Raw genomic sequence first — 19,074 nt, 5'->3', positions numbered from 1 at the left:
TTTCTAACCTCACAGTATCGGATAAAGTCCTCCGTTGGTCAATGGAATTTGATAAGGTTCAAGATGTCAATGGTTCGCTTGTTGGTTTGAATGGTGCGAAATTCAAACTCACCCCTGTTGATAAGAATACGAAAGATAATCATATTAATGATTTTGGCTCAAATGGTGAATCAACTTCTGGAAGTGCAGAAGGATTTGACGGCTATATGGTTAACGGTATGGTTGTTTTCAAAAATATTGCCATTGGTAATTACTACTTAGATGAAGTACAAGCACCTAATGGCTTGAAGAAAATTGACCGTATTTTGGTACAAGTAAAACCGGACACAAGTGATCAAGGTGCACCTGAATCTTATACTGTAACTATGACTGACACTGTAACTCATCAAGAACTCTTCAAAACAACGGTTAAAGCAGAAGATTTGACTGATGGTAAGAATACAATGTTCAAAGTCAACATGGGTCTCTTTACAGACAAACAGATGCATGTGGATATCAAAACAAAAACTCATACAGAAGATAAGAACCAAGAAATCAATGGTCCTGAACGTGGCAAAGAAACAAAGATGTATGATGATGTTGATTTAAAAGGGGACGTTGAAAAAGGTCAAAAACTTCATGCTTATCTTCACCGTATTGTCACAGATGACAAGGGGAAAGAATCAGATAAGATTATTAAAACCCTTGTGTTCGATGTTGATGATCAAGCCGTTAAAGATAAGATGGCTCATATTGAAACGACTATCGATACAACGAATGACACGGATAAAGTTCGTTATGTGTGGACAGAAGAGCTGCGGACTAAGGACGATACCCTTGTTATTGGTGACCACAAGGACTTAAGTAATAAAGACCAAACGATCACGAATAAAAAACCAACCATCAAAACAAAAGCTCATACTAAAAACAATGACCAAATCATCGATAATGATGAAAAAGGGCCCAAAACTGAAATGTATGATGTCATTGATTTGACAGATGCTTCAAAAGACCAAATGATGCATGCTTACCTTCACCGTGTTCAACCAGATGGAGCTGGTAAGGTCAAAGAAGATAAGATTATCAAAACAATTGACTTCAAGATTGATGATGCGACCGCAAAAGCTCAGATAAAGCAAGTTGAAGCTGAAATCGATACAAGTAAAGATGATGACAAAACTTATTATGTTTGGACAGAAGAATTGAATACTCCAGATGATTCGGCGACTATCGAAGATCACAAGGACATCAATAACAAGGACCAAACGATTTCTTATAAGCCAATCACACCTACTCCTCATGGACCAAACGATACACCTGATTCAGTCATTCATTTACCTGAAACCGGAACTAAAAATTATAAAGTTATTGGACTTGTAGGAGTGTTGCTTACATTTGCACTTGGACTAGTTGGTGTTGTAAACCGTAAATCAATTGCTAAATACTTTAAGAAAAAATAGTAAATAATTACCCCAGTTTTGGGGTTTTTTTATTACTGTTACTATTAATATTAATGGTAATACCAGCAACTAAATATTGGTTAATTCAATTTATTTATTTGAAAAATAGCTAAATAAATCATATAATATTGAATAAATCAATAATGAGGTGTTGAAAAATATGAAAATTGATTACAATAAAGAGCCACGCCGGACTATCTTCTTTGAGGACGTCAAATCAAACTATGCATCCATTGAATGTGTTCAAAGGAAGTTCCCCCCCTAACAACTTCTTTATGTGTCATGAGCAGGTCAGACAATTCATACGGTCTTATCCTGGCATCAAGCTCAAAATTTAAAGAAGTATTTGGTAAATCAAACGTGAGTCGAGCACGTGATTTGCCTTTTTTAATTGAATCAAGAAAGTTCAACTATCAAAAGTGGTATGAAAAGCATACAGATATACATGGACAACGTACAGAACCAACGCTTGAATACGTGGCTTTTATAGAGAGTTGGGCAAAACGTACGCATATTGTTTCCCCGCAAATGGCCTTGTACATTGAAGAAAATATACGTATGCAAAAGATACTGTCAGGATATACTTCATTTAAAGAAATTCACTCCTACTCCATTGATGAATCCTTTATGGATGTCACAGAGTCCTTAAATCTTTTCTACCCAGAGTTAAAAGACAAGTATGTACAAATGGATAGACTGGCACAAAAGCTGCAGAGGGAAGTTCTTGTACGTACGGGCTTATATATAACGGTAGGAATGGATGATAATCCTTTAGCTTTCATCGCATGGTCAGTCAACGACTTTAATACATGAAAACGGTCAGAAATTTGTATAACATCTGGAAAAGCATCAAAAATAGCATTTCTGAATGATTGAGCACCATCGCGAATAATATAAGAGAGTGAAGGAAATTTTTGGAGCCATTCTGAAACTTCTGTTTGACTTCTATAAAGAATTAAATCAATCACTTTTCGAGTCTGAAAATCAATAAGAAGCGAACCATAGTTATGTCGTTTTTTCAATGCGAAGTCGTCTAAACAGGCAATTGTAGGTTGGTTTTCAATCTCAAAAGGGACATTGCTTTAGGAGTTCGGATAAGGCACTTTTACTCATTTTGATTCCTAGTCTATTTAAAATGAAGGTCGCTTGAATTAAACTGGTTGGTATTGAAATTTCAATAATTATATCTTCTAAACGCTGTGTTTTCAACGAAGAAGGCCGAACAAAATCAAGAGGTTGAACGAAATATTTTGTGGTACATTCTTCATTTTGACATTGCAATTTTCGAGTTTTCACTTTTAGCTCAACTCGTTTACCATTGATAGGTAAGTCTTGAATCATTCGTTCATAGTATGAGTGCATTTTGAAAGAAAGGACTTGACAGACTGGGCATGGACTTCCATTTTCAAAGCTTACTTTACCTTCAAACAGATAAAAATCAGACATTTCAGTTATAGAATTAACTTGAAAAGTAGGAATATTGAGTGAAATCATTGATAACCTCCAGAATGAGTGATAGTTTACTCCATTATATCATCTACCAACAAATCAGGGAAAGAACCATTTTAGCATGACCCTTTACAGCTTACCGCATCAAAAAAAGCGTTCACTATAAAAAGTAAACACTAATAGCAAGTAATACTCCGAGACTTATCAAGCGATGGGAATGGCAGTTCCTGTCGCTTTTTCTTATTAAATTATACCATATTAACAAGCTATGTCAAATTTACTATCTGTAATAAAATTATCCAGGTGATGGGATTCAAAATATAAATTATATTTGTAGTTGCAAAGTATAAAGAAAAGGTTTACAATGGAATTGAAAATATTTGTAAGGTAATGCGTTAAGACCAAAGTGCTACCCCTTTCTATTTTTTCATAGAGTTAAAGCAATTTAAAGTTCAATCGTTAAGGCTTTAAATTGCTTTTTTGGTTATAATACGTCTAAGGAACGAAAGTCTCCACCAGAGTATACTCTATAAGACTAGTAGTAAAGCCACGTGTGAGTTTTAAATAGAAATATATTTTGATATTAAAAGCTCCTAACTTAAGGGTTTTGAGTTTCGGTACTTACTTATCAAAATAAAGTAACCCAAAATATACGTATATATATCATTTAGATAAAGAAAAAATCATCAGGTCTTATCCTAATGATTTTTTTATATTAATATAGATATTTATTTTTTAGAAATCAAGTTCGTTACTTCACTCGATTATTTTCTGATGTACTCTCATCCACTTTATCTTTTACTTTATCCACTTGTTTTGAAGTGAATTTTCCTGTACTTTGGGCCGCGTCTACAACGCGATCTTGAACAGTAACTTCGTCTTCTCTTTGTTGCTCTTTGGTTTTGATATCCGTAACTGTAACGTTCACTTCAACGACATCTAAGTCGGTCATATTTGCGACTTCTTTACGGATAACATCTTTGATTTGATCATAAATCTCAGGAACATTTTTACGGTATTCTGTAATGACTTTCAAATCTACAGCCACTTGAGTTTTTCCAACTTCTACATCCACTCCTGAAGTCACATTATCAGTGTTCACAAGTTTGCCTGTTAAGTTAGAGAAGAAGCCACCTTCGATAGAGAGAAGACCATCCACGGTTTCTAGGGCCAAGCCTACAATTTTTTGAACGACTTTATCTTCATAAGTCAACTCACCTTTGATGTCATGCTCATGAGTTTGAGTATCCACTTTATCATTTTCAGCCATTGTTCCAAACGATTTCATGTTTTCTTGTACCATTAAATTCTCCTTTTATTTATAAGTTATTTACGATTTTTAAGTTGTTCAATGATGCCTGTCTTTTGTAAAAATAAACCCGCCATTATGCCTAAGCTTATTAAAATCAAAAGAAGAATCATTTTCCAGAATCCAATTGTGAAGATGGCAATGGCTGCTATACCACCGATAATGCCTCCAATAATTGGATATCGATATCTTTCTAGATAATCCATTGACACCTCCTATATTACACGAGAGCGGTTTGAACTCGCTTCTTTATTTATAGCATTCACTTCGACTTTTATTTTTACGGGTTGATTTACCCCAAAGAAAAGTTTTAAGCTATCAACTATTTCCTGTTCCAATAATTGAGCCTTCTCTGCGATATCTACCCGAGGGATGATCTCCCCTTTCACATCAATGTCTATTTTATTTCGATGTAAAATAACATCAATGTTTGGCGATTTGAGGTAGTCGTTCTCAATAACTTTTTCACGAACAAGTCCCTCAATAGCAGAACGTTTTAAAGTAAGCTTTCCTCCCTGGTTGGAGAGTGTAATGTCTATATAGGTGCGAGGGTAGAATGCAATGATGAACAAAGCTAAAATTAAGATACCCGCTAAGATAGCATTTCCCCAGAATAAATACATAGGCATGTATTCCCCAACATAGAGAAGATGACTTGAAGAACTCATCATGTTATTACCCTCTAAGACATTGTAGTAATCCCAAGCAACAGGTACCACAATGGAGAGTAAAAGGATGTCAAAGACTATCAGTATAAATTTCTTTCCAAATGACACAGGGCCTCCTTTCTAGATGCTCTAATTTTAAAAATTAATAACTCATTTTTGATAGAACAAAGGAAACGACAGCAACGACGATTACTGCCCCAATGATTGAGGGGATAAGTGCCATACCAGCCAATGATGGTCCCCAACTTCCGAGGAGGGCTTGACCCACTGCAGAACCGATAAGTCCTGCCAAGATGTTGGCAATCCAACCCATGGATCCTCCCTTAGTGATGACACCTGCAATTAAACCAATAATGGCTCCAATAATTAATGACCAAATCATAAAATTCTCCTTTTCCAATTTTTTGTAGTTTTTAGTTACATATGCGACTAATAATAATTTAACACATATCTATACCAATTCAAAATGATTTGCTCATATTATATTATAATGTTCTGAATATTGCGTTTTTTGGTTTTATTCTTCTAATCATATAGCCATAGTTTTAACAAATTTTTTAACTTTGAGATTACTTTATATTTATTACAGTTTACATTAAAGAGAATCCTGAAGAAGTTCATTAGCTCATAACTTAATAGTAATGAATTATAAAAAATTCAATAAAAAAAACCGGGGCAGTCACTGTTGCCTTGGTTTTTTTTATTATAGATAAAATTTAATTTAACTAAAAAATTATACTCACTTTTCATAAAGATATCATTTGTCAATAAAAGTTCAGTTATTTGTAAAAATATTTTTAACAAATTCTTTAAAAATGTACAAAATCTTTCCTTGAATTTATTGTACACTAGTCTTTGTTCAAAATCAACACCTAAAATAAAAAAACTCTAAATACATAACGGGGGATACTTCTTCAAATAATTTTTTTATGTAAGATGTCGCAGAAGTGCATATTTAAAGATTTTCTTCAATATCGACTTTCCAGTTAACTGAACTTTTTTAGAGAGATTATTACGAAATATGCAGAATTAGAAGGAGTTTAAATAATGGAAAACTATAATGATTTTACTGAAACAGATGTCCAAAATTTTGAAACAGAACTAAGCAAGATCATACAAGAGGTAGAGGAGAATAAAAAAAAGCAAGACATTCTTATTCAAGAAAATAATCAATTACGGGCAGAAAGTATTCAACTTAAAGCAAATGAAGCAAGGTATGCAATGACTTTGGAAGAAAATTTCAAGCTCAAAAAGGAGCTTGAAACAAGAAGTAGCCTAGGACTCTCTGAAAAAGATTTAGCAGAAGTCATGCTTGATGCCAAGAGAGTCGCAAACGATATTATTCAGAAATCAAAAGATGAAGCTCTGAAAATTGAACAAGAGAACCAAAAGATTTTGAATGAAATAAAGCTCGAAGGTAATATACTTAAGGATAATATTTTAAATTTAAAATTTAAAATTAATCAAGATATTGATCAATGGGTTCAAAATATAGAGCAAGTAATAGATGGACGAGAAGAAAATCTGTCTTGAAGTAAGTGATATTACTTAGATAAAGGAATTTCAAAATGATTAAGCTTTACAAAGGGGCAGTTCAAGCAAAACCTGAAGATGTTTGTCTCTTTATGCTTGATTCATCGGGACCCTCAAAAATATTTACACAACTTGTCTATGAACATGAACCAGTATTAACTAACATTGATTTTTCGTTACTTGAGAAGAAATATCATTTTCATATAAAATATTCTCCATCATTAGATTATCCTATTTTGAAATTTTTAGAAGAACTTGAAAAAGTATTTCCACAAATAATATGGACGAAAATAATAAAGAATGAAATAGGACATTATAAAGTAGAGTTCATTCCGGTTCCTTTTCAAGCAAAAAGAGAAGATGAGAATGGGAGTTTAGCAGATTGTCTGGAAGATATGGGCTACCATGCGAAAAACTTAATCCCCACATTCCGTAATAAATTTGAAGAAGTTTTTAAAAGTTGTGATGAAAACTTTACCTATAATATTGGTTTACCTTGGAGTGTAAGACAAAGTACTCGCAAAGACTTCAATTTGTATGACTCCCAAGAATCAAATGAAGATGATCTCCTTCTTCGACTGAACAATCTTCAGTCTCAACTTCAAAAAAAAAAGGAAGAACAAGAAAAAAAGAAAACTGTCAGGGATAGAACAAAGAATAAAAAAGAAAGTCCCCATAGAAAACAGAAATGGGCATACTCAAAAAAATTTGCAATTATAATGGGGAGTTTCCTCCTAATGTTCTTTGTAGTTTTAGGCTTAAGCTATTTTTATTCCATTGGTCGAGTTGAAGGAAATTCTATGAATCCTACATTAAATAATAGAGAACTTATTGTAACAGAAAAACATCCAGATAAATTAAAGCATAGTGACATTATAGTTTTTGAGGTGCCTCAACTGTCTAATAAAGAGTTTGTAAAACGGATCATTGGATTGCCTGGAGATACAATATATGCTTCCCAAGGGAATATCTATGTCAATGGGGAAAAAGTAAACAATCAATATGAGAGTCAGAGTACTGCAGACTTTACATTGAAGGAAATTAGTGGAAGAGCAACTGTTCCGGAAGATAAACTTTTTGTTCTCGGAGATAATCGTTCCCATTCTACGGATAGTCGTAATTTCGGGTTTGTGGAGAAAACAGAAGTAAAAGGGAAAGTAGTAATGAAATGAAAAATATTTTTCGAAAAAAAATAAAATTTAAAAAATATAGTATTCCTGTAATCGCAGTTTTAGCTGCTTTGAGTATGGTTTTAGTATTGTCAAGTATTGTAATCCCTAAAATTATGGCAGGAGATACAATTGTATCTGATTTACATATTCAAGCTCAAAGTGAAGGCAATATAATATCCCTTCATATTACAGATGAGAATGAAACAGATACAAAAGTTGTTGTTCCACTTCCCGACAGTGTCACGTATAAGTTAAGCCAAACCTCAAATATTGGTGTGACTGAGGATACAGTCAATCATCAGTTAGTTATTGACTGGGTAGACGGGCAAGCTAAAGATATAAATCTTCAATTAGAATCTAAAAATAGTGGTGTCTATGATTTTGTAGTTCAAACAGTACGTGAAGGAGAACCAGTCAATTCTCCGGTAAGTTCAGTAAAAGTAACATTTTCGAATGAGGAAAGTGGGACAAGTGAATCTCCGATTATTGAAAAAACAGAACCAACAATTAGTGAGGAAGAGCAATCAGAGGAACCTACGAACAATGACCAATCAAATACTTTTAGTAGTGGCGAAAAAAAAGAAGTTGAATCAGATAATCTCGTAACGAAAGATGATTTTGAAAATCAAACGTACTTTATATCAGCAATAAACCTTCAGTTATCAAAACTAAATAAACCAGCTATTGAATCGGGAGCAACTTATGAGGATTTAAAAGGAATTAGTGGCCTTTATATTCAAAGCCAAACAGGTACAGCTGGACAACACATACCGGCTAAGCTGGCTGATCTTTTACCAAATTTAACAGAACTTTGGGTGCAAAATTCAGGAATAAAAGGTGAAATACCTAAAAATATAGGAAATTTAACTAAACTGACACAATTATATTTAGACTATAATGCTTTATCTGGTAGTATCCCAAGTGAATTAACTAATCTAAAAAATCTGACTATATTACAACTTTCAGGCAATAATTTATCGGGTCATATCCCCAATTTTGAGTTAGACGGCAATAATGTAACAACTTTTTCTTTATCAAATAATAAATTGACCGGAGAAATTCCAAAAGGAATTTATAATATGAGACTTGCTCCGTATTCAGTTGATACGAAATCAAGGAAAATTGATTTATCTCAAAACTATCTGTCAGGAATAATTCCAGATGATTTTGTACAAAATACTTATCAGGAATATTTACAAGATAACTCAACTGTTAGATATGATTTATCAAGTAATGAATTAGTTTTATCTGATTGGGAGGCAATTCAAGACATTACACTTAGTCAAGGCTTTAATAAAAACTATATTTCTGGTGGTTATACATCTAAATATTTAAAAGACTCCTTTATGTTGAGAACGGTAAAAACTTATAGTGAAGAAAAACTATATTTTTTTAAAAATGAAACTTCTGCTCCTACACAAAACTTTGGTTATTCATCTGAAGTAATGAAAGGAGAGCATACTTTCACAATTACTAATTCTAAAGGAGAAACTATATATCAAGGATCAGCAAATCCAGACTTCAGTATTCCAGCACCCAACACTAGTGAGAAGTATACTGTACGGATGGATGGAGTAGCATTTGAACCAGAAGATACAGTTCATTTCGTATCAGTGGAGTTAAATTATAGTCCTATTGAAAAGCCAGAAATTAACCAGAATATTCAAGTGAACAATAATTTAAATGACAATAATAACTATGTTGGAGATAAATTAACGTTTAAGGTTGATATAGAAAATACTTCTGATAATTCTACTGTTACTAATGCTAAGAATACTATTTTTATTCCTAAAGAGTTAGAAGTAAATGAGGATACTATTATTTTACTTGATAATTCAGGAAATAAGATAGATAATGCAAATATTTATTATACAGAAGGTGTTTCTTATAATTCAATAACTGTTGAAGATGATGCAATAAACTTTTTTGGGAGAAATAAAGTTACCGTTCAATATGATGTACTTGCAAAAATACCGGGATCATTTGAAACTAAATCCCAGGTTGTATACTATGATAGTTTTAATCTTCCTCAAAAAAATAGTCAAGTCACAAATACAATAGAAGTAAAAAATATTGATCCATGGAATAATGATTTTGACCTCAGACCAGAGGATACAACTAAATTCGATACAACCAATTCAGACTACCCAGCATTAACTACTCTAACAAAAAATGAAAAAACTCCAATGATTTACAAAGTTAAAAACACTAGAGCACCTCGAGATGAAACATTAACTCAATTTGATTTATGGCTCACAGATGTGAATTGGAAAGATGATTTTACAGTAGATAAAAGCTCATTTTATATTAAGAAAAGTACAACAAGTGAGTGGGAGAAAGTAGCAGAAAATAAAATAGATGATACAACTTCTATAGGAGATAAGCCTTCGTATACGATAAAAGATCTGAATTTGAAATTGGCCAAAGGAGAAACGATTGAGATTAAGTTCTCTATTACCGCAAAATCTGCAATAGCAATCAAGAAAAATGCAATCGCTGCTCAAGGGACCATTAAAGAAAGTGGAAGCTTATCAAGTTTGAATTCTTTAGTTGTAAAAAATGGAGAACTTCGCTTTGAATATGTGCCCGATGTCATGGGTTTCGAGGACAGTAAAATCTCTAATCGAACAGTAGAGTCTAGTCGTAAGGACAAAGATTGGAAAATTACTGTCGAAGATACAAGATTGGAAAAGAAACCTTGGAGAGTAACCACAAAACTGCTCACTCCATTTAAAGATACTACAGGAGCTGCCTTACAAAATGACATTCTTCTTTTCAGAAAGGCAGGTCAAGAGGATCAGTGGATAAATAATACATCTGAAACAGACGTTTATGATGGAACAAGCACAAAAGAGGATTATTATGATGTGTCTTGGACTTCAAATGAAGGTCCTCTGATTCAAGTTGCTCCAGGAACTGTCAAAGTAGGCCAATATAAAGGTGTAATGCAGTGGTCTCTCGTAGATGCACCTGCATAATCGAGAAAGGAGGTGAAAAATGTTTCGAAAAACGATTCAAATACTTTTGTTCGTTCCTGTTTTAGCACTTTATATTGTTGGGAATAACCAGATTGCTCATGCGGATACAGCAGCTTCGGTGGTGAGCCGTTCTTCAATAGTCTTTGACAAGACTTATATTCCACAACCAGATAGTCCTGTTCGTCCTGTTATACCAGACGGGAATAGGCCAGTGACTAAATATAGTCCAAGTGGACAATTGCCAAGAACAGGTGAAGAAGCAGGTATAGGCTGGCAGTGGTTAGGAATAGGACTACTTATCACAAGTTTAAGTATAAAAATTAATAGAAGAAAATTAGGAGAGTAAAAAAATGAAATTGAATCAATTGTTAATGGGCGGTGTTGTCCTTATGTCAAGTGCAACAATGATGAATTTAACATCTGTAGTACATGCGGCAGATAATTCTGTAAATACAACAGGTGATGTTACATTTAAAGAGGATACAGACCCTGTTAATCCAGTAGACCCAGTAAATCCAGATAACCCAGTAGTTCCAGTAGATCCAGTAAACCCTACTAACGGACCTTTGAGTCTAGATTACGCTTCAAGCTTCCACTTTGGGGAACAAAAAATTTCTGCAAAAGATGAGACTTATTATGCAGCCTTTGATAAAGTTAAAGGCTCAGCAGATGGGGAAACCGTCGATAAACCAAACTGGGTCCAAGTTACGGATAAACGTGGTACAAATGCAGGATGGAAATTGCAAGTCCAACAAGGCTTACAGCTTACGACTGGAAAAGATGCGGATGCAAAAGAGTTGAAGGGAGCAGTAATTTCTCTTTCCAATCCGAGTGTGAAAACGACATCTGATAACAAGGCTGCAGCTCCTACCGCTAAAGGAACGATTACTTTAGTTCCTGGAACAAAATCAGAAGATGGGGTAGTTCCAGGTGCAGCGCAAGATGTAATGACTGCGGCATCAGACCAAGGTATGGGGACATGGGTAGATGCCTTTGGAGATGAAACGACAGGTAATCAAAGCATAGCTTTGTCTGTACCTGGTGCATCTGAGAAAGTTAAAGATGGCAAATATACGACAGAATTAACATGGTTGTTAAGTGATACAGAAGTTTAATAAGGAAATACAAAAGGATAAATAAACATGCATAAAGCAGTAAAATATACTACGTTAGCAGCAACACTACTTTTAACATCAGCTACCCTTGGTAAGGGAACAGTTTTCGCGGATGATGAGCCTGTTCAAGATGGGGCATCAATGAAATCAATTGGTTCAATTTCTTATGTTACTGATACAGATCCCGTTAATCCAATAGATCCGGTTAACCCAGATCCTAATAATCCGATTACTCCAGATGATCCAGATGATCACGAAGATCCGACATCAGGACCTTTGAGTATCGATTACGTCTCAAATCTAAGATTTGGGGAACAAAAAACAACAGGTACGGATACAACTTACTATGCTCAACTTGATCATATTACCGATAGTAAGGGAAATGCTGTAGATCGTCCTAACTTTGTACAAGTTACAGATAAACGAGGAAGTAATGCTGGATGGCATTTGACAGTGACTCAGGATGCTCAATTCAAAAGTGGCCAAGAAGAGTTGAATGGCGCAGTATTAACTTTGGATCATGCGACTCTTTCAACCCCTAATGATGGTACAGCCCCGACAGCGAGTCAGAATATTTCGTTAACTCCAGGAAAAGCTTCGGATGTTTTAGATGCCAAAGCTGACCAAGGTACAGGAACATGGTTGAATAGATTTGGTAATGATGAAGAAGAAGGAAAATCAAGTGTTTCTCTTTCTGTACCAGGGAAAACTAAGAAAGTTCAAGGGGAATACAAAACGAGCCTGACTTGGACACTTACAGATTCACCAGCATAATATGGAGTGTCAAGTGAAAAAACAACATATATTTCTCTGTCTATGTACATTGTTCTTCTTATTTGTAGGAGGTATTAAAGTTTCTGCTTCAGAAATGAGTTTCGCAGTACAAGCCATCATTCCTGAAAATCAAATTGATAAAACTCAAACTTATTTTGATTTACAAATGCAACCTGGACAATCACAAGATTTGATGGTAGAAATGCGTAATGATACCTCTGAGGCTGTGACTGTCAATGTTCTACCTAACACTGCAATAACCAATCAGAATGGTATTGTGGAGTATAGTGATACTACAACAGCACGTGATAACAGCTTAAAGGTGGGATTTAAAGATATTGCGACAACGGACAAAGAAGTGACCATAGCCGCAAAGAGCAAAAAACAAATAGCAGTTCATGTTCAGATGCCAAAGGCTTCTTATGATGGTGTAATTTTAGGTGGAATATATTTTACTGAAAAAAATACTCAATCTGAAGAGAAAGAATCTAAAGGAAGTCAAATCATCAATCGTTATGCTTATGTTATTGGCGTAAAATTAACAGAAACTGATAAAGTAATTAATCCTGAATTACGATTAAATGATGTTAAAGCGACTCAAGTGAATTACAGGAATGTAATTACAGCGAACATCCAAAACTATACACCAAGTATTATCAAGGATTTAAAAATTGATGGAAAAGTTTATAGTAAAGGTGGCAGTAAAGTACTGTACTCTGAGTCAAGAGAGAATCTTAGAATGGCTCCTAATTCAAACTTTGACTATGCCATTAGCTTAAATAACAAACCCTTTAAACCAGGGAAGTATACTTTTAAAGGAGTAGCGAAATCTGGAGATAAAGAGTGGAAATTTGAGAAAGATTTTGAAATCAAAGGTGAAGAGTCTCGTAAATATAATAAAGAAGCTGTCTCGCTTGAGAAAGACTATACTTGGATTTACATACTAGTAGGTATAGTTGTTGTTTCTATTCTGTTAATTATTATTTTGATTTTGTTAAAGAAATTAAAAAATAATAAAGAAACACAAGAAAAAGTAGACTAAGATAAAAGCCTATTTAAATTCAATAAATAGGCTTTTATTGCGGGAGGATTATGAGAATGATTCGTTTATATTATAGGCAGCGATGTACCTCTAGCCCTAAAGCAATCCAGTGGTTTAAGAAATATAAGCTTGATATTCGTATTAGAACAATGGGTCAAATATCTAGGGAAGAAATTATAACTGCACTTTCCTATACGGACAAGGGGATTTCTGAATTAGTTAAGCACTCGAGTCATGGGAGTGAAGAGGATGCTTCTAAAATTCGTTTGATAAAAACAATGACATTAAATGAGGCAATAGACTTTATTAAGGTCAATCCGGATCTCTTAAGATCTCCTATTATTATTGAGAAAGATAAAGTGTTGATTGGTTATAATCCGGAGCAAATTCGCATGTTCTTACCTAAGGAATATCGGAGGAAATCTTTAGGTAAGAACACAGAGTAATTTATTTAAAAAAGTTGTTGTTATTCATTGTGGTAAGTCAGGGAGTTTGATAAAATAAAGACATATCATAAATAGATATACTCATTACGGAAGCAGATACTCGCAAAGTTGTCTACTTTTTATATTAAATAAGATATTTGATCAAAGCTAAATAGTATCAAATCCACTAGTCTAGAAGTAGCTTTTTAGAAAAGCTCTCTGGCTTCCGACTATTTTAAAATAGAAAAGGATAATGAATATGGAAAATATAACAATTTATTATAAGGAGAATTCGGATGCTTGTACAAAAGCAATGGATTGGTTTGAAAAAAATAATATTACAGTAAATATGAAAAAAATTGATACGATAACTCACCGAGAGATTTTTCAACTTATCTACTTGTCAGGGCTGGATGTATCAGATATTTTAAGAAAACTCCACATGTACTCGTTCTTAGAACAAAAAAACAAATGGAAGTTAAATAAATTACGTTTTGGTGAAAGTTTGTCTTTTTTAGAACGACATACAGAATTACTTGAGCTTCCGATTGTTCTTTCAAATGAAAAAGCAGTATCAGGCTATAATGAAGAGCAACTAAAATCGTTTTTGTTGTGATGTCTACTATAATATTTTAAAGATCATGACTTAAATCTTTTTAGTTTTTTGTCATTTTGTATCTACTAGTATAATCGAAGTGTCCATCAGACTATACTCCAAAGGTTCATTGTCAGTTTCTACTATAATGGGAATTATAAAAGGTCACATAAGTTGAGCATTGACTTCAGTCAAAAGAATGTGAGGTAGAGTGGATGCTGAAAGATGAATATTTTGTGTTCACTGGAACATTGACAACGATGACAAGAAAACAAGCACAATCTATTATTACCGGATTAAAAGGCCATAACCAGAGCAGCGTTACTAAGAAGACCACACGACTTGTGATAGGCTATTTTCCTATTGATCTAATAAAAGGCTACTATCCATCAAAGAAACTTTTAGAAGCAGAAGAAGCTGTCCAATCAGGACAACAAATAAAAATAATGTCTGAGAAAGAATTTATTGAATTTATAGCTCAAACTTTTCAACTTCTTTCAAAAGGTTTATAGATTATTTTACAGTAATTATAGAACAGTATTCTCTATATTTTAGAGAATGCTATTTTTTTATGAATTGTAAATTTTAAGTCTACTTATTTTTTACTTGAAGAAATTAAAGCTGAAAGTAAAATCACGTGTAAGTTTTAAATGGAAAATAAAATATATATATCAGCTCATAACTTAACAGTTTTGAGCTGTTTTTGTGTATACTATAAATAAAGAGGTTTTAACGGCTCATAACTAAGGGTTATAAGTAGAGGAGAAATTATGAAATTTGGATATGCTCGAGTGAGTACAACGGATCAAAAATTAGAAAGTCAAATTGAAAATTTAAAAGCTGCAGGAGCAGAAAAAATTTATCAAGAAAAATTTACTGGAACAACAACAGAGAGGCCAGAATTTCAAAAATTACTTAATCACTTAAAAAAAGACGATATGCTTATTGTGACAAAGTTGGACCGATTTGCAAGAAATACTCGAGAAGCGTTAGAAATCATTCAGCATTTATTTCAGAATGATATAAAAGTGCATATCCTAAATATGGGGATTATTGATAACACTCCAACAGGTCAGCTTATATTTACTATTTTTAGTGCCTTTGCTCAATTCGAACGAGATATGATCGTTAACCGTACAAGTGAGGGTAAAAAGTATGCCAGGGACAATGATCCATCATTTAAAGAAGGACGTCCTCAAAAGTTTACTGAAGAACAAATTGCTTTTGCTTTGGAGCTGAAGAAGCAGGGAATGACATATAAAATGATCGAACGAAAAACGGGTATTAGCATTGCAACCCAAAAAAGAAGATTTCGTAGTATGAAAATGAATAATATTATTGGCTGACTCCTTACTAATAAGAAAATAAATAATAAACTGCATGAAGTATAAAACGAACACTAGAATAACACCAGTGTTCGTTTTATTTTTATTTTAGTTTTCTCATATATGTAGTAATAAATGAATCAATTAGTAAGTTATTTTGGTTTAAATACTGTCTTAAAGTAACTAAATTTAGATCATTAAAATTATTGACTACTAGTTCTCGAAAATTATCTAATTTGGTTTTTAAGAGATTTAAATTTTCTTCATCAATAACGTACATATAGTTTGAAACTTGTACATTATGTTCCAATTCTTTTTTTCCATGGAATAATAACAATAAAGGCTGCTTATGGTTCCCGTATTTATTAGTAAACCATTGTGAGGAATGCCCTAATTGCTTAATATCATCTTTGTTGATATTATTCACTTCTTTATTTTTACATTCAATAACGACATATTGTTCAGAAGATAACCAAAGGTTATCTGGTCCTCCATCATCCCATGATTTTTCGGGACGTTGAGATTCTAAACCTATTATATTTCCCAATTGCTTGATAGATTCTTCGAAAGATTCAGAAGAGCTCTTATTGTCATAAACTAAACTATTAATTGTTTGAGAGATAAAATCTGAATACGAGTTCTTGTCAGTAAATTCTTTGATAAATTTGTATGATTCACTAACTAAATCAATATTCTTGACTTCTCGTTGAATTTTATTGTTTAGAGGTTTTAATGCGCCGTCCCATTTTTCAGCAGCCAATTTTTGAAGATTTCCTGATTTTACACGGTCAATATTATAAAGAATCTCGGCCTCTTCTTGATAGATTTGTCCAAGTACCTCAGAATTGTCTTCAGTAATTTGTTTCCATTTCTGGATCACTTTTTGAGCTGCTGAAATATTGTTATAAAAGTCAAGATAAAAATACCCACTTTCGCCAGTCTTCGTGCATAGAAAAATCTTTCAAACGATAAGATTCTCCGACAATCGGAATAACGTGTGCATGATGAAGCAAACGATCCAGAATCGCATTAGCGATTTTAGGTTCTCCAAAGACTTCATCTCCCCAGTGTCTAAAGTCGACATTGGTGGTAAGGATGGTACTCTTTTTCTCATAGCGTTTATCTACGAGTTGGAAGAAGAGCTTGGCATCTTCATCGGAAATAGGCAGATAGCCCAGTTCATCAATAATCAAGAGCTTATACTTGCTATAATACTTCAAGCGGTCTTCTAAACGATTCTCAAGACGTGCTCGCCTCAAGTTTTGAATCAGATCATGACACTTGATAAAGTAAATACTCTCTCGATTTTTCGCACAAGACAGTCCAATCGCTGTAGCCAAGTGCGTTTTACCTACTCCACTTGGTCCAATAAAGATGATGTTTTCATAAGCCTTGAGAAACTCTCGCTGGGCAAAAGCATTCATTTGTGAAAGACTCACTGTAGGCTGAAAGTTAAAATCAAAGTCTTCTAAACCCTTATTATGAGGGAAGTTCCCTACACGAACAAAGGCATTAATGGCATTTTGAGCACGAAGCTTCAACTCATGTTCTGTTAATTCATAAAGTATCTCGACAAAGCTAGCTTCACCAACAACACTTTGATTAATGGCTTCTTGTAAATGAAGGCACATTTGTTTGAGCTTTAAAAGCTCGAGGTTCTCTTCAAGCTTACTGTACAAGGGTTCGTTCATCGTTTAAAAACCTCACTCATTGTTTCTAAATTTTTCTGGGCCAAAGCATTAATGTCGTAATGCTTGCCTGTGGACGTTTTAAGGGCTTCTTTGTAGTGGTCAAGCTGATAATTGAGTTTTTGAGTAGAGAGCGTATGTTGGGCAATGAGTCTGGTCTGATAAGCGATCCATAGTTGTCCGTCAATCACTTGAAGTTCCACCTGCTTGCCTATGTAACCTGAAGGGACAGAATACTGATTGGACTGGTAGGTCACCATGTTTGAAGTATTAACTTTGACAACATGGGCTTTAATTTTATAGAAAGCTCTGATGGCTTGACTTGGAAGAGGCTTCAAGCTTTGACACTCCTTTTGAAATTCAAGTAAAGGTATTTTTCCTGAACCTTGATGAAGCGAGGTATTGACTCGCTCACAGAGCTTTTCAATGAACCGAGCCAATTCCGATAAGGTGAGCTGTCCTTGATAAGCATGAATCTCATCAAGCAACTTCATCTGTGTCTCTACTTTTCCCTTGGTTCGTGGTCTTCCTGCGATGTAAGGATGCACTTTGAAGCCAAAGTCTTTTGAAAATTGAGCGAAACTTTGATTTATTTTCCCTTTATGAAATTCTGTTCTTGCTTCATCCATGACCGTTTTCATATTATCAGTAACCAGTTGTTCAGGAACACCTCCCATTTTCTCAAAACAGTGTGTGAGGAAGGAGAATAAGCTTTCTTGAGTCTTGTTTAAACTGAGATGAAAGAATCTGAAACGCGAGTGGGAAAGGACAAGTACCGCCACGTTAATGTTTACGATTTCTCCAACAGAAGTGAGAAAGTCAATGTTTTCCTTCCAATCCAACAGTGCCTGTTTACCCGCAGCTGTTTCAAAACGTGGTGTACCGTGAGGCGACTTTATTTTGACACTTGATTTGAAGTAGGCTTCAAACTCTTTATGTTGGTTAATGTAAGCCCGGAAAGCGGAAATAGAACACTGGAGCCCATGATTATCACACAGGTATTGCCAGAGGACACGCATATAATAGAACTCTTGAGGACTATCCTCTGAGAGGAGAGAAGCAATGACTTGATAATAGTCATCAATCTTTGAAGGTTTGTCTCGCTTAGCTTTAGGAATGAAGCCATTCAGATATTTCTCAATGGTCTTTCGGTTCTTGCCAAGATCTCGAGCAAGTTTACTCTTATTTATTTTGAGTTTCATTTGTTTAATCACCTGTCCCAATCTTGGAAGGTCAGAGAGACTTTCCACTTTAAATTGGGTATCAATATTTAATGTTACTTCCAAAACTTATCCTCACTTTATTTCTTCAAGTATGACAAGTTTTGGTGAAAGTGTCCATCTTTATTCAGGTGTTTATGGGTATTTTTATTTTAGCGTTTTTATCTAGAGTTTAGCATACAAAAAACTTTAGGATATCGATTGTGGACTATATATAATATTTGATATACTTACTCTGTTGTCTCTCTACTTCTAATATACCTATAGAATTTTCCAAAGTGAGGACGACATATTACCTATTCCCATAAGTAGGTATTCATTAAGTCAGACACAGAAACTCAA

21 protein-coding genes and 1 pseudogene are annotated in these 19,074 nt (G+C 34.1%); 13 read left to right on the top strand and 9 right to left on the bottom strand.

All coding sequences use genetic code 11. The features are described 5' to 3' along the window. On the top strand, nucleotides 1-1,439 hold a 1,439-nt coding region (locus tag BZZ03_RS11285), incomplete at its 5' end, for a SpaA isopeptide-forming pilin-related protein (protein WP_143466344.1). Between the two features lie 160 nt (nucleotides 1,440-1,599). Continuing rightward, a pseudogene (locus BZZ03_RS11280) lies at nucleotides 1,600-2,213 on the top strand (Y-family DNA polymerase); the annotation flags it as partial. Here BZZ03_RS11280 and BZZ03_RS12445 read toward each other — a convergent pair. The 6 genes from BZZ03_RS12445 to BZZ03_RS11250 form a co-directional block, all read right to left on the bottom strand. Continuing rightward, nucleotides 2,096-2,461: a transposase gene (locus tag BZZ03_RS12445; RefSeq protein WP_086583341.1), complete on the bottom strand. Its 366-nt coding sequence runs from the start codon at nucleotides 2,459-2,461 to the stop codon at nucleotides 2,096-2,098. The pseudogene BZZ03_RS11280 and the gene BZZ03_RS12445 sit on opposite strands and share 118 nt — an antisense overlap. A 43-nt stretch (nucleotides 2,462-2,504) precedes the next feature. Continuing rightward, nucleotides 2,505-2,933, bottom strand: a complete 429-nt coding sequence (locus BZZ03_RS11270; protein WP_086583340.1) for a transposase family protein — start codon at nucleotides 2,931-2,933, stop codon at nucleotides 2,505-2,507. Between the two features lie 706 nt (nucleotides 2,934-3,639). Next, nucleotides 3,640-4,191 carry an Asp23/Gls24 family envelope stress response protein gene (locus BZZ03_RS11265; protein ID WP_086583339.1) on the bottom strand — a complete coding sequence of 184 codons (552 nt, stop codon included), beginning with the start codon at nucleotides 4,189-4,191 and terminating at the stop codon, nucleotides 3,640-3,642. Between the two features lie 23 nt (nucleotides 4,192-4,214). Continuing rightward, nucleotides 4,215-4,403: a DUF2273 domain-containing protein gene (locus BZZ03_RS11260; RefSeq protein ID WP_003136918.1), complete on the bottom strand. Its 189-nt coding sequence runs from the start codon at nucleotides 4,401-4,403 to the stop codon at nucleotides 4,215-4,217. A 9-nt stretch (nucleotides 4,404-4,412) separates the two neighbouring features. Next, a complete protein-coding gene (gene amaP, locus BZZ03_RS11255; protein ID WP_086583338.1) occupies nucleotides 4,413-4,973 on the bottom strand; it encodes an alkaline shock response membrane anchor protein AmaP in 561 nt (186 codons plus the stop codon). A gap of 34 nt (nucleotides 4,974-5,007) precedes the next feature. Beyond that, nucleotides 5,008-5,247 carry a GlsB/YeaQ/YmgE family stress response membrane protein gene (locus tag BZZ03_RS11250; protein ID WP_086583337.1) on the bottom strand — a complete coding sequence of 80 codons (240 nt, stop codon included), beginning with the start codon at nucleotides 5,245-5,247 and terminating at the stop codon, nucleotides 5,008-5,010. Nucleotides 5,248-5,912: 665 nt separating this feature from the next. Between BZZ03_RS11250 and BZZ03_RS11245 the strand changes: the two genes are divergently transcribed. From BZZ03_RS11245 to BZZ03_RS11195, 11 genes are all read left to right on the top strand, one after another. Continuing rightward, a complete protein-coding gene (locus tag BZZ03_RS11245) occupies nucleotides 5,913-6,398 on the top strand; it encodes a hypothetical protein (RefSeq protein WP_086583336.1) in 486 nt (161 codons plus the stop codon). 35 nt (nucleotides 6,399-6,433) lie between these two features. Continuing rightward, nucleotides 6,434-7,570, top strand: a complete 1,137-nt coding sequence (gene lepB / locus BZZ03_RS11240) for a signal peptidase I (RefSeq protein ID WP_086583335.1) — start codon at nucleotides 6,434-6,436, stop codon at nucleotides 7,568-7,570. After that, complete coding sequence (locus BZZ03_RS11235; protein WP_086583334.1) at nucleotides 7,567-10,548, top strand: leucine-rich repeat domain-containing protein; 2,982 nt, start codon at nucleotides 7,567-7,569, stop codon at nucleotides 10,546-10,548. The genes lepB and BZZ03_RS11235 overlap by 4 nt, the downstream gene beginning before the upstream one ends. Nucleotides 10,549-10,567: 19 nt before the next feature. Next, nucleotides 10,568-10,894, top strand: a complete 327-nt coding sequence (locus BZZ03_RS11230; RefSeq protein WP_086583333.1) for an LPXTG cell wall anchor domain-containing protein — start codon at nucleotides 10,568-10,570, stop codon at nucleotides 10,892-10,894. A gap of 4 nt (nucleotides 10,895-10,898) precedes the next feature. Then, nucleotides 10,899-11,663, top strand: coding sequence for a WxL domain-containing protein (locus BZZ03_RS11225; RefSeq protein WP_086583332.1), 765 nt, complete (start codon nucleotides 10,899-10,901; stop codon nucleotides 11,661-11,663). A 27-nt stretch (nucleotides 11,664-11,690) separates the two neighbouring features. Beyond that, nucleotides 11,691-12,437, top strand: coding sequence for a WxL domain-containing protein (locus tag BZZ03_RS11220; RefSeq protein ID WP_086583331.1), 747 nt, complete (start codon nucleotides 11,691-11,693; stop codon nucleotides 12,435-12,437). A 13-nt stretch (nucleotides 12,438-12,450) separates the two neighbouring features. Further along, nucleotides 12,451-13,479: a DUF916 and DUF3324 domain-containing protein gene (locus BZZ03_RS11215; protein WP_198943953.1), complete on the top strand. Its 1,029-nt coding sequence runs from the start codon at nucleotides 12,451-12,453 to the stop codon at nucleotides 13,477-13,479. Nucleotides 13,480-13,535: 56 nt separating this feature from the next. Beyond that, a complete protein-coding gene (locus BZZ03_RS11210; protein ID WP_158092885.1) occupies nucleotides 13,536-13,925 on the top strand; it encodes an ArsC/Spx/MgsR family protein in 390 nt (129 codons plus the stop codon). A gap of 238 nt (nucleotides 13,926-14,163) precedes the next feature. Beyond that, the gene (locus BZZ03_RS11205; protein WP_086583328.1) at nucleotides 14,164-14,520 is read left to right on the top strand and encodes an arsenate reductase family protein; all 357 of its coding nucleotides are present in this window, start codon (nucleotides 14,164-14,166) and stop codon (nucleotides 14,518-14,520) included. Nucleotides 14,521-14,714: 194 nt separating this feature from the next. Beyond that, complete coding sequence (locus BZZ03_RS11200; RefSeq protein ID WP_086583327.1) at nucleotides 14,715-15,011, top strand: BRCT domain-containing protein; 297 nt, start codon at nucleotides 14,715-14,717, stop codon at nucleotides 15,009-15,011. Nucleotides 15,012-15,269: 258 nt separating this feature from the next. Continuing rightward, nucleotides 15,270-15,845, top strand: a complete 576-nt coding sequence (locus BZZ03_RS11195; RefSeq protein WP_086583326.1) for a recombinase family protein — start codon at nucleotides 15,270-15,272, stop codon at nucleotides 15,843-15,845. A gap of 82 nt (nucleotides 15,846-15,927) precedes the next feature. Here the strand turns inward: BZZ03_RS11195 and BZZ03_RS11190 are convergent, their stop codons facing one another. From BZZ03_RS11190 to istA, 3 genes are read right to left on the bottom strand one after another with little or no spacing between them, the layout of a single operon-like run. After that, nucleotides 15,928-16,704, bottom strand: a complete 777-nt coding sequence (locus BZZ03_RS11190; RefSeq protein WP_086583325.1) for a hypothetical protein — start codon at nucleotides 16,702-16,704, stop codon at nucleotides 15,928-15,930. A 31-nt stretch (nucleotides 16,705-16,735) separates the two neighbouring features. Further along, nucleotides 16,736-17,515 carry an IS21-like element helper ATPase IstB gene (gene istB, locus BZZ03_RS11185; protein WP_086583324.1) on the bottom strand — a complete coding sequence of 260 codons (780 nt, stop codon included), beginning with the start codon at nucleotides 17,513-17,515 and terminating at the stop codon, nucleotides 16,736-16,738. Continuing rightward, a complete protein-coding gene (gene istA, locus BZZ03_RS11180; protein ID WP_086583323.1) occupies nucleotides 17,512-18,798 on the bottom strand; it encodes an IS21 family transposase in 1,287 nt (428 codons plus the stop codon). Before istA ends, istB begins: the two co-directional genes overlap by 4 nt. Nucleotides 18,799-19,074: the final 276 nt, after the last annotated feature.

This window comes from Lactococcus petauri (genome assembly GCF_002154895.1).
Taxonomy (GTDB): domain Bacteria; phylum Bacillota; class Bacilli; order Lactobacillales; family Streptococcaceae; genus Lactococcus; species Lactococcus petauri.
Note: the sequence above shows the minus strand (reverse complement) of the source record. Positions and strands in the feature narration are given on the sequence as shown.

What these genes read in the sequence shown, in the direction of transcription:
- BZZ03_RS11270 (WP_086583340.1), bottom strand. Translation starts at nt 2,933, where the DNA reads ATGATTTCACTCAATATTCCTACTTTTCAAGTTAATTCTATAACTGAA.
- BZZ03_RS11265 (WP_086583339.1), bottom strand. Translation starts at nt 4,191, where the DNA reads ATGGTACAAGAAAACATGAAATCGTTTGGAACAATGGCTGAAAATGAT.
- BZZ03_RS11260 (WP_003136918.1), bottom strand. Translation starts at nt 4,403, where the DNA reads ATGGATTATCTAGAAAGATATCGATATCCAATTATTGGAGGCATTATC.
- BZZ03_RS11250 (WP_086583337.1), bottom strand. Translation starts at nt 5,247, where the DNA reads ATGATTTGGTCATTAATTATTGGAGCCATTATTGGTTTAATTGCAGGT.
- BZZ03_RS11245 (WP_086583336.1), top strand. Translation starts at nt 5,913, where the DNA reads ATGGAAAACTATAATGATTTTACTGAAACAGATGTCCAAAATTTTGAA.
- lepB (WP_086583335.1), top strand. Translation starts at nt 6,434, where the DNA reads ATGATTAAGCTTTACAAAGGGGCAGTTCAAGCAAAACCTGAAGATGTT.
- BZZ03_RS11235 (WP_086583334.1), top strand. Translation starts at nt 7,567, where the DNA reads ATGAAAAATATTTTTCGAAAAAAAATAAAATTTAAAAAATATAGTATT.
- BZZ03_RS11230 (WP_086583333.1), top strand. Translation starts at nt 10,568, where the DNA reads ATGTTTCGAAAAACGATTCAAATACTTTTGTTCGTTCCTGTTTTAGCA.
- BZZ03_RS11225 (WP_086583332.1), top strand. Translation starts at nt 10,899, where the DNA reads ATGAAATTGAATCAATTGTTAATGGGCGGTGTTGTCCTTATGTCAAGT.
- BZZ03_RS11220 (WP_086583331.1), top strand. Translation starts at nt 11,691, where the DNA reads ATGCATAAAGCAGTAAAATATACTACGTTAGCAGCAACACTACTTTTA.
- BZZ03_RS11210 (WP_158092885.1), top strand. Translation starts at nt 13,536, where the DNA reads ATGATTCGTTTATATTATAGGCAGCGATGTACCTCTAGCCCTAAAGCA.
- BZZ03_RS11205 (WP_086583328.1), top strand. Translation starts at nt 14,164, where the DNA reads ATGGAAAATATAACAATTTATTATAAGGAGAATTCGGATGCTTGTACA.
- BZZ03_RS11200 (WP_086583327.1), top strand. Translation starts at nt 14,715, where the DNA reads ATGCTGAAAGATGAATATTTTGTGTTCACTGGAACATTGACAACGATG.
- BZZ03_RS11195 (WP_086583326.1), top strand. Translation starts at nt 15,270, where the DNA reads ATGAAATTTGGATATGCTCGAGTGAGTACAACGGATCAAAAATTAGAA.
- istB (WP_086583324.1), bottom strand. Translation starts at nt 17,515, where the DNA reads ATGAACGAACCCTTGTACAGTAAGCTTGAAGAGAACCTCGAGCTTTTA.